The sequence below is a fragment of the Pseudomonas anuradhapurensis genome, assembly GCF_014269225.2.
GTDB classification, from domain to species: Bacteria; Pseudomonadota; Gammaproteobacteria; order Pseudomonadales; family Pseudomonadaceae; genus Aquipseudomonas; species Aquipseudomonas anuradhapurensis.
In genome coordinates this window covers 1,693,502-1,708,854 of sequence record NZ_CP077097.1, presented here as the reverse complement: position 1 = coordinate 1,708,854, position 15,353 = coordinate 1,693,502, and the positions used below count along the sequence as shown (strand labels likewise).

Here is a 15,353-nt window from a genome sequence, read left to right as displayed (position 1 = left end):
CCAACCATGTTGCGTCGTTCTCTGTATCCCGTTTTCGGGTTGCTGGGCATGCTCGTCGCTGCCCAGGCAACCGCCAGCATCTCCCTGAGCGCTACGCGCGTCGTGTTCGACGGTGCTCACAAGGAGGCCAATGTCACCGTGCGCAATGGCAACCAGGAAGTCCTGGTGCAGTCCTGGGTGGATGCCGGCGACAGCGCGCAGGCGCCGTTTGCCATTACCCCTCCCTTGGCCAGGGTGATGCCCAAGCAGGAACAACTGCTGCGCATTCTCTATGAGGGCCAGGGCCTGCCAACCGACCGCGAATCGGTGGTCTGGCTGAATGTGCAGGAAATCCCGCAAGCCACTACCCAGGCCAATACCTTGCAGTTGGCGGTGCGCCAACGCATCAAGATTTTCTTCCGCCCGGCCAACTTGCCCGGCAACGCCCTGCTGGCACCGGAACAATTGGTTTGGCAAGTAACCCGGCACGCCGGCAAGGCGCAGCTGAGCGTGAACAACCCCAGCCTGTATCACGTGTCGATGGCTGACATCGAAATCAAACGCGGTAACCAGAGCGTGTTCAGCGTCGATTCGAGCATGATCGCCCCCGGTGAACAAAAGACCTTCAGCTCGGCACTTTCGCAAGTGGACGGCCCGCTGACGCTCACCTTCAAGAGCATCAACGACTATGGCGCCCAGCATGGCTATTCCGTGCTGCTTAACCCTGCCCAGCCAGGTAGCGCCAAGCCTGCCGAACCCGCCATCAGCTTGTGACCGCATAACGCCCACCTCGCGCGCCCCGGTCGTGTGCGGCCTCCCGTGCCCAGCCCGTGCCGGGACATGAAATAGGTTCCTCGTATGTCTTTGTCCATCGCCCCCCGCTCCGTAGACGGTGCCGATGCAGGCGCGCGCGCGCTCAATGGCGGCACGCCTCGCCCGGCCTGGAAGCTCAATGCCCTGTCATTGCTGCTGTGCAGCGCGCTGCCCGGCCTCGCGACGGCGCAGGACGATCCCCAGCTGCTGGGCTTCAACACCACCTTCTTGCAAGGTGCGCAATCGGCGGTCGACCTGCAATTACTGCTATCAGCCAGCAACGTGTTGCCGGGCAACTATCGGGTAGACCTGTACAGCAACGAGATACTGGTGGGCCGGCGTGACATCGACTTCAACCGCAACCCCAATACCGGGCGCGTGGAAGCATGCCTGACCCTGGAACTGCTCGAGCAGTTGGGCATCGACATGGACAAGCTCAGGGCCCAGGGGCGCCTGGATACCGCACAGGCCTGCCACGACCTGCCGACGCTGATCGACCAGGCCAGCCTGAGCTATGACTCGGGTCACCTGCGCCTGTCTGCCAGCATCCCGCAGGTCGCCATGAAGCGCGGCCTGCGCGGCTACGTCGACCCGCAACTGTGGGACGCCGGGGTGTCTGCGGCATTCGTCAACTATCAGTTCAACACCAGCCGCAGCGCCGGTGATGCCGAGACCCGCATCAACAACAATCTGAGCCTGCGCAACGGCATCAACCTGGGCAGCTGGCGCTTGCGCAACGAGTCGAACTTCAGCAGCGGCACCGGGCGCCCGGACAGCTTCAAGAGCAACCGCAGCTACCTGCAGCACGACGTGACCACGCTCAAGGGCCAGTTCAGCGCCGGCGACATCTTCAGCGACAGCGACCTGTTCGACAGCGTGCGCTACCGGGGCCTGAAGCTGGCTTCGGACGAAGGCATGCGCGCCGACAGCGAGCGCGGCTACGCACCCGTGGTGCGGGGCGTGGCGCAGACCAGCGCCAGGGTCGAGATCCGCCAGAACAGCTACCTGCTGTACACCGCCAACGTACCGCCCGGCCCGTTCGAGATCAGCGACATCTACCCCAGCGGCTCCAACGGCGACCTGGAAATCACCATCATCGAGGCCGACGGTCGCCGCCGGGTCAGCGTGCAGGCGTTTTCCAGCCTGCCGCTGATGGTCCGTGGCGGCCAGGTCAAGTACAGCCTGTCCGCCGGGCGCTACAACAGCAACAGCGAGGGCCTGGCGACGCCGCAGATGCTCAGCACGACACTGGCCTACGGCCTGACCAACACCGTGACCGGCGTCGTTGGCCTGCAAGCCACCGACGACTACAAGGCGCTGGCCGTGGGCAGCGGCCTGAACACGCTGCTGGGCGCCTTTTCGCTCGATGTCACCCATTCCTCGAGCAAGGCCCAGGGCCAGACCACCCAGGGCAACAGCCTGCGGGCGCTGTACGCCAAGACCTTCACCGGCACCGATACCAACTTCACCCTGGCCGCCTACCGCTACTCCACCGAGGGCTTCCGCACCCTCACCCAGCATATCGAGGACCAGAGCAGCGACGCGATCAAGCGCAGCGGCAACTCCAAGACCCGCACCGACCTGACCATCAACCAGAGCCTGGGCCGCGACCGCGCACTCGGCAGCCTGTACCTGACGGCCACCGACCAGCGCTACTGGAACCGCGGTGGTTCGCAGAGCCTGTCCGCCGGCTACAGCAACAACTGGGGCGATATCTCCTACAACCTTGACGTCAGCCGCACCAAGGAGCTGGGAACCTCAGGCCCTGCGGGGCAGGACACCCAGTTCAACCTGTCGGTGTCGTTCCCGCTCGGCAGCCGCGCCCGCGCACCGCGGGCGTTCGTCACCGCCAGCACGCAGAAGGGCAACGACACCACCCAGGCCGGCATCAACGGCTACCTGTCGGAGAGCAGTGACACCTTCTACTCGATCCAGGGTGGTCACAGCCGCACCAGTGGCAGCTCGGCCTCGGCCAACCTGAACACCCGCACCTCGGTCGCCGACATCAGCCTGGGCTATAGCCAGGGGCGCGGCTACGACTCGCAGAACCTGAATATTGCCGGCGCCGTGGTTGCCCACCAGGGCGGTATCAACCTTGGCCAGACACTCGGCGAAACCTTCGCCCTGGCCGAAGTACCAGGTGTGAAAGGTGCGAAGATCAGCAACTACAGCGGCGTGGAAACCGGGCGCAATGGCTATGCGGTGATCCCCAGTGCCCAACCCTATCGGGTCAACTGGATCAGCCTGGACACGCGCGACCTGGGTGGCGACATCGAGATCGACAACGCCACCCAGCAGCTGGTGCCTCGCCGCGGCGCCGTGGTGCTTGGCCGCTACACCGGCAAGAGCGGGCGTCGGGTGCAGTTCGAGCTGTTCGACGAGCGCGGCCAGTTGATACCGTTCGGGGCTTCGGTCGAAAACACCGAAGGCCGGCAGTTGGCGATTTCCGACCCGAGCGGTAAAGCCTTGGTGCTGCTGGAGCAGGACCAGGGCAGCCTGACCATCAAATGGGGTGAGCGCCAGTGCGCGGCCCACTACGACCTGCCGGAACGGGACACGGCGGTCAACTACGAGCGCCAGCGCCTTATGTGCCAACCGTGACACCCGGCCTGTCGCGCAGCAGAGAATGCGCCTAACTGCCCGGCAGCTTTGGTATGATCCAGTCGCGATACTGCAAACGCAGTGCAACAGGGACTCCAGAGCTGATGAATCAGGCTGCGTCATGTCCTTGATTTCTGCACGGCCGGTTCATTTTTAGGTGAAAGCTGAAGTTTGATGCGAAAACTCCTGGCAAGCACCCTGGCGCTGGTGATGGCCGCCGCACTCTGTGGCTACGGTTTCTGGACCCAGCAGCGCCCGGAAGGCCATTACCTGTCCGACCTGCGCATCGAACTGGCGCTGAACCATGGCGTACCCGGTGAGCACGGCAACCTGCTCGGCGTCGAGCCGCTGCTGTACCCGGGCGACTACCAGAACCTGCAACGCCTGCACCGCAAGCTCGCGGCCTACCTGGAGCAGGCCCGGGCCCAGGGCCTGGTCGGCCCGCGCACGGTGGTGGTGCTGCCCGAGCACATCGGTACCTGGCTGTGGGCGCGCGGCGAAAAGAACGAGCTGTACCAGGTCACGCAAAGCCGTGAAGCCCTGCAATGGCTGGAGCTGAGCAACCCGCTGCGCTATGGCCTGGCCATGCTCGGTGCTGACGGCGACGACCGCCGCGCCGACGCACACCTGCGCATGAAGGCCGAACAGATGGCCACGGATTACCAGCAACTGTTCGGTGGCCTGGCCAAGGAATTCAACGTGACCCTGGTAGCCGGCTCGATCGTGCTGCCCGCCCCCTATGTGAAGCAGGGCGTACTGCATGCCGGCAGCGGCCCGCTGTTCAACAGCAGCATGGTGTTCGCCGGCGACGGCTCGCTGCTGGGCCAGCCACAGCGTCAACAGTTCCCTGACAGCGAAATGCGCCGCTATGTCCACGATGGCCGCCAGCAGCCTTTGCAGGTCGTGCAAACCCCCGCCGGGCGCCTGGGGGTACTGGTGGGCAGCGACAGCTGGTACCCGGAAAACCACCAGCAACTGGCCCGCCAGGCAGTGGAACTGATCGCCAACCCGGTGTTCCTCAGCGGCAAGGGCAGCTGGCAGGCACCCTGGCGTGGCAATCGCCACCAGGACGCCAGCGCCAGGTTGCCCTTGCAGCGCGGCGAAGTCAGCGAACAGGCTGCCTGGCAGCACCTGACCAAGGCCGCCGGTGCCAATGTCAGCAGCATGAGCGTGTTCATGCGTGGGCAGTTCTGGGAACAGGGCAGCGACGGCCAGGGCTTTGCCCACCAGGCTGGCGAACTGCTGGTGGGAACGCCCAGCCCTGGCGCCCGCCTGCTGAACCTGTGGCTGTAGGCCGATGGCCCGCCCCCGTGTGCGCCTGGGCGACCTTTCGGTCGGTTTTGTCCAGCCGCTGAGCGAGGCCCTGCGCGAGCTTGGCCACGCCCCTGAGCCGCTGTTGCAGCGCTATGGCCTGGATGCGGCTCGCCTGGGCGAGGCCAATGCACGCTTGTCGATACCGCGCTACATGCACCTGGGCCACGCCGCCATCGAACTGTGCGGCGAGGCTGCGCTGGGCCTGCACATGGGGCGCCTGAGCCGTCTGGCGCATGCCGGACTGGCCGGGGTCACCGCCGCCCAGGCGCCCTCCGTGGGCGAGGCGGCACGTACCCTGCTGCGCTTCGAACCGCTGTATGCGGCCAACTACCGTGGCCATTCCAGTTTTCATGAAGATGCCCAGGGCGCCTGGCTGCGCTTCTACTCGATCAGCCCCTACAACGCCTACAACCGGTTCGTCGTCGATTCCCTGCTCGCGGGCTGGTTGGCCCAGCTGAGCGACCTTGCCGGCACACCGGTCCAGGCAGAACGCCTGGAAATCGAATTTGCCGCCCCCGCCTACGCCGAGCGTTACCAGCCGTTGTGCGGCACACCTGTGCAATTTGCCGCCGAACGCAATCAATTGCGCCTGAGCCGCGCCACGCTGCAGCTGGCCAACCCCCGACACTGCCCAAGCACCTGGCAGCACCTGTTGCAATTGTGCGAGGCGGAGATGCTGCAACGCACGCGCGTACGCAGCCTGGGTGAGCGCATCACCCACCTGCTGGGCCCGATGCTCAATGGCGGTCGCGAACCGGACCTGGAAGAAGTGGCGCGGCACCTGCAACTGCCGACCTGGACCTTGCGCCGCAAGCTGGCCGAGGAAGGCACGCGTTTTCGCGACCTGCTCAACGAAACACGGCGCGACTTGGCCGAGACCTACATCCGCGATACGGAACTGGCCTTCGGCGAGATCGCCTATCTGTTGGGGTTTGCATCGGCCGAGGCATTCCAGCGCGCTTTCAAGCGCTGGACGGGCCTTACGCCGGGGGAGTTCCGCCGCAGCCAGCGGCGGGTGGGCTAGAGCTCGGTAGCGTCGTCAGCCGGTTCCGGAGTGTCCAGTTCATAAGCCTGGTATTCGAGAAGTTCTTCCTGATATTCGTCCATCGACCTGCGTCCTCTCATCTCATGATTTTATCGGTGTCGCCTTCAACCTAAGCAGGTGGAGTGAAGGAATGATGACAATCTTATGAGTGGTAAACGTAGCAGGTGTTCAGGACATAATCACCGGGTGTCTGTAACAGGGGATGTGTTCGCCCTGTGCCGGCCTCTTCGCGGGCTTGCCCGCTCCCACAGGATCTCCATAGGCTCTGGAACTTGCGCATTATCTGTGGAAGCGGGCAAGCCCCGCGAGAGGCCGGTACAGGCTAAAAATCAGAGGGCGGGCGAAACGGCCTCGGCAGGCTGCGCTTGCTGCTGTACTTCAATAGGAGCCGCCTCCGCCGGCGGCGCCACCGGCTGCGAGCCCTGGCTGTCATCCACCACCGGTGCCGCTACTGCCTCATTGGCTGGGGTAACGGCAGCCGGGGCTGGCGCCGCTTCCACCAAGGGTGCCGCTGCCGGGGCTGGTGCCACCGGTGCCACCGCAGCCTGCTCCGGCAGCCCCAGGGCAGGCGCGGGCGCTTCGGCCTTCGGCGCGGGCTCCTCGACCTTGGCCTTGCTTTCCTGCTGCGGCTTGGGCTTGGGCAGATAGCTCTCCACCAGGGCGAAATAGCGATCATAGAACTGCGCCGCCGTCACCGTCTCGCTGGCCACCTTGACCATGGAGTCGTCGCTGGAGCCGATCGGCATCGACACAGAACCCAGCACGCCAACGCCCAGGCTGGCCGAGGTGTTGGACTTTTTCAGGGCATAGCGGTCCTGCAGGGCGTTGGCGAACATGGTCGAGCGCTGCTCGTCGCTCACATCCGGCGCACAGGTAACGTTGAAGCTGATCTGCAGGTGATTCTCGCTGTTCTGCTGGAAACTCTTGTTGCCCATCACCTGGTTGGCACCGCTGCTGGTGATGATGTAGCCCTGGCTGAGCAAGGCGCGCCGGGCGGCCTCGCAAGAGCCGGCATCGCTCACTGGGAAGCTGCGCGAAAAGGTGCCCGAGTCATCGAAATTCTCGTGCTCGTAGACGGCGGCTTTTTTCGAGGAACAACCGGTCACGCCCGCCAGCACCAGGGCCAGCCCGAGCGCACCAAAGACGGAAGATCTGGTCATTGCGTATTCCGGGTAAGTCAGAAAGGTGCCTATTGTGCAACACACGAGGCTGGCACAGGAACCGCTGATCGGTGAAGAGTCTGTCAGATTCGTGTAAATCTGGGGCAAGGCCGGCGATGGCCAGGCGTAGAAACGAAAAAAGCGACCATGAGGTCGCTTTATCGTACTTCGAGGCGTTCAAGGGGCCTTGAAGTGAAGATGGCGCAGCGGACGGGACTCGAACCCGCGACCCCCGGCGTGACAGGCCGGTATTCTAACCGACTGAACTACCGCTGCGTATCATTCAGGCTTGCGCCCGATTGAAACCTGGGTCTACCCTTCCGGCTCAATGGCCTCAGGACAGGCACAAAAAAAGCGATGACTGGATCGCTTTTCTTGTATTTGCTTCAAGGTGTTCAAGGGACCTTGAAACGAAGATGGCGCAGCGGACGGGACTCGAACCCGCGACCCCCGGCGTGACAGGCCGGTATTCTAACCGACTGAACTACCGCTGCGTATCGTTCAGGCTTGCGCCCGATTGAAACTGGGATCAGTCCAAGGCAGCTTGCCTTGCGACTTCAGACCGGTGCCAGGCACCCATCTGTTATTGAAAAATGGCGCAGCGGACGGGACTCGAACCCGCGACCCCCGGCGTGACAGGCCGGTATTCTAACCGACTGAACTACCGCTGCGCAGTGCGCTCCTCTCTGGCTATCGGCTTCTTGCGAAACCTCGAGCACCAGGAACTTCTCAGGAAGTGGTGGGTGATGACGGGATCGAACCGCCGACCCTCTGCTTGTAAGGCAGATGCTCTCCCGGCTGAGCTAATCACCCTCGCGATGTTGCTTGTTGCGTTTGCTTCGCTGAGGCCGCGAAATTTACGCAGGTGGTGAAGCTAAGTCAATAGCCCCGTTGGATTTTTTTCAAAAAAGGTCGGTTGGCTGCACCGACCTCTTCACGGGCTTGCCCGCTCCCACAGGATCTCCACCGATCTTGACCTATGTGAAATACCTGTGGGAGCGGGCGTGCCCGCGAAGAGGCCAATACAGGATATGCAGAATGCTCAGGTGTAGATCATCTTGCGGGTCATGCCGCCATCGACCACGAACTCCTGGCCGGTAACGAATGCCGCCTGGCGTGACAACAGCCAGGCCACCATGGCCGCGACGTCTTCCACCGTCCCTACCCTGCCGGTCGGATGCTGGGCATGGTCGGCCTCGGTCAACGGTTCGGCACGGCGCTGCGACGGGTCGCGGGCGTCGATCCAGCCCGGGCTCACCGCATTGACGCGGATCTCCGGGCCGAGGCTCATGGCCAGGGCATGGGTCAACGCCACCAGGCCGCCCTTGCTGGCTGCGTAGGCCTCGGTGTCGGGCTCGGACTGCCGCGCCCGGGTAGAGGTCAGGTTGACGATCGCCCCGTTGTGCGCACGCAGGTACGGCGCACAGTGCTTGGCCAACAGCATCGGGCCACTGAGGTTGACCGCCAGCACGCGGTTCCACTGCGCCAGGCTCAGGCTTTCCAGGGTGTGGTTGTGCGGGTTGGCAATGGCCGCGTTGCACACCAATGCGTCCAGGCGGCCAAACTGTCCCAGCACCTCGGATACCCCGGCACTGACCTGGGCCTCGTCGGCAACGTCCATGGTAACGAACCAGGCGTTATCACCCAAAGCCTTGGCCACCTTGGCGCCACGCGGCCGGTCGAGGTCACTGAGCACCACCTGCCAGCCTTCGCAGATCAGCCAGGCGGCAATGCCCAGGCCGATGCCGCGCGCGGCACCGGTGACCAGGGCGACCCGGCCATTATGGCCGGGCGCAGCGCCGCCGATCTCGATCACAGGGCCGCCAGCCCGCGCGCCAGGTCGGCCTGCAGGTCGGCCACGTCTTCCAGGCCCACGGCAACACGGATCAGGCTGTCGCGGATACCCGCGGCTTCACGCTCCTGCGGCGTCAGACGGCCGTGGGAGGTGGTGGCCGGGTGGGCAATGGTGGTCTTGCTGTCACCGAGGTTGGTGGTGATGGAGATCACCCGGGTAGCGTCGATGAAGCGCCAGGCGCCCTCTTTGCCGCCCTTGACCTCGAAACTGACCACCGCACCGAAGCCACTCATCTGGCGCTTGGCCAGCTCGTGCTGCGGGTGGCTCGGCAGGCCGGCGTAATGCACCTTCTCCACACCCTCCTGCTGCTCCAGCCATTCGGCCAGTGCCTGGGCACTTTCGCAGTGCGCACGCATGCGCAGGCGCAGGGTTTCCAGGCCCTTGGTGAAGATCCAGGCGTTGAACGGGCTGAGGGTCGGGCCTGCGGTACGCAGGAAACCGACCACCTCCTTCATCTGCTCGGCACGCCCGGCAACCACGCCGCCCATGCAGCGGCCCTGGCCGTCGATGAACTTGGTGGCCGAGTGGAACACGATGTCGGCACCGAGCTTCAGCGGTTGCTGCAGCGCCGGGGTGCTGAAGCAGTTGTCCACCACCAGCATGGCACCGTGGGCGTGGGCGATCTCGCTGAGGGCAGCGATATCGACCAGCTCGGCCAGCGGGTTGGACGGCGACTCGACGATCAGCAGCTTGGTGTTGGCCTTGATGGCCTTTTCCCAGCCGGCCAGGTCGACCAGCGGCACGTAGTCCACCTGCAAGCCAAAGCGCTTGAAGTACTTCTCGAACAGGCTGATGGTCGAACCGAACACGCTTTGCGACACCAGCACGTGGTCACCGGCGCTGCACAGCGACATCACCACGGCGAGGATCGCGGCCATGCCGGTGGACGTGCCCACGGCCTGTTCGGCGCCTTCCATGGCCGCCAGGCGCTCCTCGAAGGCGCGCACCGACGGGTTGGTATAACGCGAGTAGACGTTGCCCGGCGTTTCGCCGGCAAAGCGCGCGGCGGCGTCGGCAGCCGTGCGGAACACATAGCTGGAGGTCAGGAACAGCGCTTCGCTGTGCTCGGCCTCCGGTGTACGGTGCTGACCGGCGCGCACCGCAAGGGTGTCGAAACCGACACCCTCGAGGTCACTGTCCAGCCGCCCGGCATCCCATTGATCCGTCATGCCGTCGCTCCCGAATCAGTTGTTGTACAGGTCGATGATCGCGCTGACTGCCTGGTTCTTGACCTTGGCCAGGTCATTGCGGGCTTGCTCGATGCGGTCGAGGTAGGCCTCGTCGATGTCGCCAGTGACATATTCACCGTTGAACACCGCGCAGTCGAAGTGCTCGATCTTGATCTTGCCGCCACCGACCGACTCGATCAGGTCCGGCAGGTCCTGGTAGACCAGCCAGTCGGCGCCGATCAACTCGGCCACCTGTTCGGTGGTGCGGTTGTGGGCGATCAGTTCGTGAGCGCTCGGCATGTCGATGCCGTAGACGTTGGGGTAGCGCACCGCAGGGGCTGCGGAGCAGAAGTAGACGTTCTTGGCGCCGGCTTCGCGGGCCATCTGGATGATCTGCTTGCAGGTGGTGCCGCGCACGATCGAGTCGTCCACCAGCATCACGTTCTTGCCGCGGAACTCCAGCTCGATGGCGTTGAGCTTCTGGCGTACCGACTTCTTGCGCGCGGCCTGGCCGGGCATGATGAAGGTACGGCCGATGTAGCGGTTCTTGACGAAACCTTCGCGGAATTTCACGCCCAGGTGATTGGCCAGCTCCAGGGCCGCAGTGCGGCTGGTATCCGGAATCGGGATGACCACGTCGATATCGTGGTCCGGGCGCTCGCGCTGGATCTTCTCGGCCAGCTTCTCACCCATGCGCAGGCGCGCCTTGTACACCGACACGCCGTCCATGATCGAGTCCGGGCGGGCCAGGTAGACGTGCTCGAAGATGCACGGCTGCAGTTTCGGCGCGTCGGCGCACTGCTTAGTGTACAGCTGGCCTTCTTCGGTGATGTACACCGCTTCGCCGGGTGCCAGGTCGCGGATCAGGGTGAAGCCGAGCACGTCCAGGGCCACGCTTTCCGAGGCGATCATGTACTCCACGCCTTCGTCGGTATGACGCTGGCCGAACACCACCGGGCGGATGCCGTTGGGGTCGCGGAAACCGACGATGCCGTAGCCGGTGATCATCGCCACCACGGCGTAACCGCCGACGCAGCGGCTGTGCACGTGGGACACGGCGGCGAACACGTCTTCTTCGGTCGGCTGCAGCTTGCCGCGTACGGCCAGCTCATGGGCGAACACGTTCAGCAGCACTTCCGAGTCGGAGTTGGTGTTGACGTGACGCAGGTCGGACTCGTAGATCTCCTTGGCCAACTGCTCGACGTTGGTCAGGTTGCCGTTGTGTGCCAGGGTGATGCCGTACGGCGAGTTGACGTAGAACGGCTGTGCCTCGGCCGAGGTCGAGCTGCCCGCCGTCGGATAGCGCACGTGGCCGATGCCGATGTTGCCGACCAGGCGCTGCATGTGGCGCTGCTGGAAGACATCGCGCACCAGGCCATTATCCTTGCGCAGGAACAACCGGCCGTCATGGCTGGTCACGATACCGGCAGCGTCCTGGCCGCGGTGCTGGAGGACCGTAAGCGCGTCATACAGCGCCTGATTGACGTTCGACTTACCGACGATACCGACGATGCCACACATGCGACGCAACCCCTACTTTGACGAAACTTGAGTGAATAGCGCTCAGGGCTTTGCCGGCCCGAGCAACTGTTCCTTGAACGGAAGATCAGCCGGAGTGCCGATCAGCCCACTGGGTGTCCACTGGCCGGTAAAACCCAGGATCAGGTTTTTCGACCAGTCGGCAACCAAGAGAAATTGTGGTATCAGGCGTGATTCCTGCCACCAGGTGTCCTGTTGAACCGGCCCCAGGCTGATCAGCCCGATGGCCACCACCACCAGCAAGGCCCCGCGCGCGGCGCCGAAGGCCATGCCCAGGAAACGATCGGTGCCGGACAACCCGGTCACGCGGATCAGCTCGCCGATGAGGAAGTTGATCATGGCGCCTACCAGCAAGGTGGCGACGAACAGAATGGCGCAGCCGGCGATGACACGCATCGACGGCGTCTGGATGTAGCTTTCAAGATATACCGAGAGCGAACCGCCGAACATCCAGGCAACCGCACCGGCAATGATCCAGATGAGCAAGGACATGGCTTCCTTGACGAAGCCGCGCTTGAGACTGATCAGTGTGGAGACGGCGATGATCGCGATGATCGCCCAATCAACCAGGGTAAATGCCACGGTGCTGCCTGCAGACGTTTGAGGCGGCGCATTTTACCAGAGCGGCGAGGGGTTGGGTAAGCGGAATGTCAGGTCGATTGGCGTTGGCTTCATCGCCGGCAAGCCAGCGCCGACAAGGATTGCGCGCCAAAGCGAAACGCACGACTTCTGCAGGAGCGGCCTTGTCGCGATCGGGCCGCGCCGCGGCCCCAGCAATTTCGGCCATAGCAATAACCGAGGGGCCGCGGCGCGGCCCGATCGCGACACGAGGCCGCTCCTACACGGACCGAGTCAGCCAGTATCAGCTGCGCTCGGGCTGGAAACGCACCACAAAGCCCTTGAGGCTGTTCTGGCGGTTGATCGCATCGCGCATGCGCTCGGCCTCGGCGCGCTCGATCAACGGCCCCACGTACACCCGGTTCATGCCACCCGCCGAGCGGACATAGGCGTTGTAACCCTGGCTACGCAAGGTTTGCTGCAGCTTCTCGGCACCGGCGCGGTTGGACAGGCTGGCCAGCTGGATGGACCAACTGACCGGCAGGCCATTGACGTCGATCTTCGAGGGCGCTTCCGGTTTGGCCACGGTGGCGGCCGAGGCCGAAGCGACTGCCGGCTTGGGCTCCGGCTTGGGCTCGACCTTTGGTGCAGGAGCCTGGGCCTTGGGCGGCTGAGCCTGCGCCTGAGCCTGGGCCTGCGGCGACGGCGTGATCGGCTGGCTGGGCGGGCTCGCCGGTGCAGTGGATTCTTCTACCACCACCGGGGGCTGTTGTGGCTCTTGCGCAATGGCCTGTGGCTCCGGCACGGCGACCGGTTCCACCTTCACTTCCGGCAGGTTTGGCATGGCCGGTGCCTGCGGGGCCTCGACGTGCACCTGGCGCATCTCGTCCTCGCGGGTGAACAGCATCGGCAGGAAAATCACCGCCAGCGCCACCAGCACCAACGCACCCACCATGCGCTGTTTCATCCCTTTATCCAGCACTGCCATCTACTCCACCCTCCTGGGCGTGCCGCTCCAGCCATTCCAGCGCCTGGGCAACACAGAAAAACGAACCGAACAGCAGGATCTGGTCATCTGCCGTCGCCTGCGCGCATTGCCCCTCGAGGGCGGCGTCGACGCTGGCATAAGACTTCACCGCGGCGCCGAGGTTCGTCAAGGCCGCAGCCAGCTCGGCAGCCGGGCGGCTGCGCGGGGTGTCCAGCGGCGCCACCGCCCAGTCATCGACCAGGCCCTGCAGCGGCGCGACAACGCCGTCCAGGTCCTTGTCGGCGAGCAGTCCGAACACCGCCAGGCGGCGCCCCTTCAGCGGGCGGGCGGCCAGGCGTCGCGCCAGGTATTCTGCGGCGTGCGGGTTGTGCCCCACATCCAGCAACAGCTCCACCGGCCGCCCCTGCCAGCTCAGCAGCCGGCGATCGAGGCGCCCGGTGATACGGGTATCCAGCAGCGCCTGGCGAATCTGCCCGGCGTCCCATGGCAGCCCCATCAGCAGGTAGGCCTGCAGGGCGAGCGCGGCGTTCTCCATCGGCAGGTCGAGCAATGGCAGGTCGGGCAACGCTACCGCCTCCCCCGTCGCGGCTGTCCCACGCCAGCTCCAGTGGCCATCGGCGCTGGCCAGGTCGAAATCGCGCCCGCGCAGGAACAATGGCGCAGCCAGCTCGGCGGCCTTGTCCAGCAGCGGCTGGGGCGGATCCAGGTCACCACACAGGGCAGGCTTGCCCTGGCGGAAGATCCCGGCCTTTTCAAAGGCCACCTGCTCGCGGGTATCGCCCAGGTAGTCGACATGGTCGACGCCGATGCTGGTCACCAGGGCCAGGTCGGCATCCACCACGTTGACGGTGTCCAGGCGCCCACCCAGGCCGACTTCCAGCACCACCGCGTCCAGTTGCGACTGGTAGAACAACCAGAACGCGGCCAGGGTGCCCATTTCGAAATAGGTCAGCGAAATATCGCCCCGCGCCGCTTCGACAGCGGCGAAGGCGTCACACAGGCGCTGATCGCTGGCTTCCTGGCCATCGATCAGCACCCGCTCGTTGTAACGCAACAGGTGCGGCGAGCTGTATACGCCGACCCTCAACCCCTGGGCACGCAGCAGCGACGCCACGAAGGCGCAGGTCGAGCCCTTGCCGTTGGTACCGGTCACCGTTACCACGCGTGGCGCCAGCTTGCCCAGCGCCAGCCGGGCAAGCACCTTCTGCGACCGCTCCAGGCCCATGTCGATGGCCGTGGGGTGCAACTGCTCGAGGTAGGCGAGCCATTCGCCCAGGGATCGTTGTTTCATCACGCGACGGCAGCCGCCTCACGCGCCTGCTCCGGGGTTTTCTGGCCAGTCATCTGCGCCAGCAGGCGGGCCAGACGCGGACGCAGCTCACCACGCGGGATGATCAGGTCGATGGCGCCGTGCTCCAGCAGGAACTCGCTGCGCTGGAAGCCTTCCGGCAGTTTCTCGCGTACGGTCTGCTCGATCACGCGTGGGCCGGCGAAACCGATCAGGGCCTTTGGCTCGCCGACGATCACGTCGCCGAGCATCGCCAGGCTGGCGGATACGCCACCGTACACCGGGTCGGTCAGTACCGAGATGAACGGGATGCCTTCTTCACGCAGGCGCGCCAGCACGGCCGAGGTCTTGGCCATCTGCATCAGCGAGATCAGGGCTTCCTGCATGCGCGCACCACCCGAGGCGGAGAAGCAGACCATCGGGCAGCGGTGTTCCAGAGCGTAGTTGGCGGCGCGCACGAAACGCTCGCCGACGATAGCGCCCATCGAGCCACCCATGAACGAGAACTCGAAGGCACTGACCACGATCGGCATGCCCATCAGGGTGCCGCTCATGGAGATCAGCGCGTCTTTCTCGCCGGTCTGCTTCTGGGCACCGGCCAGGCGGTCCTTGTACTTCTTGCCATCACGGAACTTCAGGCGGTCGACCGGCTCCAGGTCGGCGCCCAGTTCGGCACGGCCATCGGCGTCGAGGAAGATGTCGATGCGCGCACGTGCGCCGATGCGCATGTGGTGGTTGCACTTGGGGCAGACATCCAGGGTCTTTTCCAGCTCCGGACGATACAGCACGGCCTCGCAGGCCGGGCACTTGTGCCACAGGCCTTCAGGCACCGAGCTCTTCTTCACCTCGGAACGCATGATCGAAGGGATCAGTTTGTCGACTAACCAGTTGCTCATGCTTTCTTTCTCCAGTATCGGCAGGCAGCGGCCGCTATCGCCGGCCCTGCCCTTGAGCTCACAATCTTGTATGAAACGATGATGGACCGACCGCCGGGGCTTCCGGCGCGCCACTCCACCGCTAATGTGTCGTTCTGCCGCCTCAGGC

Annotated in this window: 12 protein-coding genes and 4 tRNA genes; 4 read left to right on the top strand and 12 right to left on the bottom strand. The window is 64.6% G+C overall.

All coding sequences use genetic code 11. The features are described from left to right. The first annotated feature begins 6 nt into the window (after positions 1-6). The 4 genes from HU763_RS07985 (at position 7) to HU763_RS07970 (ending at position 5,731) form a co-directional block, all read left to right on the top strand. Positions 7-753, top strand: a complete 747-nt coding sequence (locus HU763_RS07985) for a fimbrial biogenesis chaperone (RefSeq protein ID WP_186687283.1) — start codon at positions 7-9, stop codon at positions 751-753. An 84-nt stretch (positions 754-837) separates the two neighbouring features. Continuing rightward, positions 838-3,393, top strand: coding sequence for a fimbria/pilus outer membrane usher protein (locus HU763_RS07980; RefSeq protein ID WP_186687280.1), 2,556 nt, complete (start codon positions 838-840; stop codon positions 3,391-3,393). 174 nt (positions 3,394-3,567) lie between these two features. Then, positions 3,568-4,686, top strand: a complete 1,119-nt coding sequence (locus HU763_RS07975) for a nitrilase-related carbon-nitrogen hydrolase (protein WP_186687277.1) — start codon at positions 3,568-3,570, stop codon at positions 4,684-4,686. A 4-nt stretch (positions 4,687-4,690) separates the two neighbouring features. Further along, a complete protein-coding gene (locus HU763_RS07970; protein WP_186687274.1) occupies positions 4,691-5,731 on the top strand; it encodes an AraC family transcriptional regulator in 1,041 nt (346 codons plus the stop codon). 350 nt (positions 5,732-6,081) lie between these two features. Here the strand turns inward: HU763_RS07970 and HU763_RS07965 are convergent, their stop codons facing one another. The 12 genes from HU763_RS07965 to accD form a co-directional block, all read right to left on the bottom strand. Continuing rightward, on the bottom strand, positions 6,082-6,912 hold the full coding sequence (locus tag HU763_RS07965; protein ID WP_170028954.1) for a DUF2242 domain-containing protein: 831 nt from the start codon (positions 6,910-6,912) through the stop codon (positions 6,082-6,084). A 199-nt stretch (positions 6,913-7,111) separates the two neighbouring features. Continuing rightward, positions 7,112-7,188, bottom strand: a tRNA-Asp gene (locus HU763_RS07960). Between the two features lie 141 nt (positions 7,189-7,329). Continuing rightward, positions 7,330-7,406 (bottom strand) — tRNA-Asp (locus HU763_RS07955). A gap of 100 nt (positions 7,407-7,506) precedes the next feature. Next, a tRNA-Asp gene (locus HU763_RS07950) sits at positions 7,507-7,583 on the bottom strand. A gap of 66 nt (positions 7,584-7,649) precedes the next feature. Next, a tRNA-Val gene (locus HU763_RS07945) sits at positions 7,650-7,725 on the bottom strand. Positions 7,726-7,954: 229 nt separating this feature from the next. Next, positions 7,955-8,728 carry an SDR family oxidoreductase gene (locus HU763_RS07940; RefSeq protein ID WP_186687273.1) on the bottom strand — a complete coding sequence of 258 codons (774 nt, stop codon included), beginning with the start codon at positions 8,726-8,728 and terminating at the stop codon, positions 7,955-7,957. Then, the gene (locus HU763_RS07935) at positions 8,725-9,936 is read right to left on the bottom strand and encodes an O-succinylhomoserine sulfhydrylase (protein WP_186687272.1); all 1,212 of its coding nucleotides are present in this window, start codon (positions 9,934-9,936) and stop codon (positions 8,725-8,727) included. The genes HU763_RS07940 and HU763_RS07935 overlap by 4 nt, the downstream gene beginning before the upstream one ends. Before the next feature lie 15 nt (positions 9,937-9,951). Continuing rightward, positions 9,952-11,457, bottom strand: coding sequence for an amidophosphoribosyltransferase (gene purF, locus HU763_RS07930; protein ID WP_170028951.1), 1,506 nt, complete (start codon positions 11,455-11,457; stop codon positions 9,952-9,954). A 42-nt stretch (positions 11,458-11,499) separates the two neighbouring features. Beyond that, a complete protein-coding gene (locus tag HU763_RS07925; RefSeq protein WP_170028950.1) occupies positions 11,500-12,057 on the bottom strand; it encodes a CvpA family protein in 558 nt (185 codons plus the stop codon). A 280-nt stretch (positions 12,058-12,337) separates the two neighbouring features. Then, on the bottom strand, positions 12,338-13,021 hold the full coding sequence (locus HU763_RS07920) for an SPOR domain-containing protein (protein WP_186687271.1): 684 nt from the start codon (positions 13,019-13,021) through the stop codon (positions 12,338-12,340). Further along, positions 13,005-14,312: a bifunctional tetrahydrofolate synthase/dihydrofolate synthase gene (gene folC / locus HU763_RS07915; RefSeq protein WP_186687270.1), complete on the bottom strand. Its 1,308-nt coding sequence runs from the start codon at positions 14,310-14,312 to the stop codon at positions 13,005-13,007. Before folC ends, HU763_RS07920 begins: the two co-directional genes overlap by 17 nt. After that, positions 14,312-15,205, bottom strand: a complete 894-nt coding sequence (gene accD, locus HU763_RS07910; RefSeq protein WP_170028947.1) for an acetyl-CoA carboxylase, carboxyltransferase subunit beta — start codon at positions 15,203-15,205, stop codon at positions 14,312-14,314. The genes folC and accD overlap by 1 nt, the downstream gene beginning before the upstream one ends. Between the last annotated feature and the right edge of the window lie 148 nt (positions 15,206-15,353).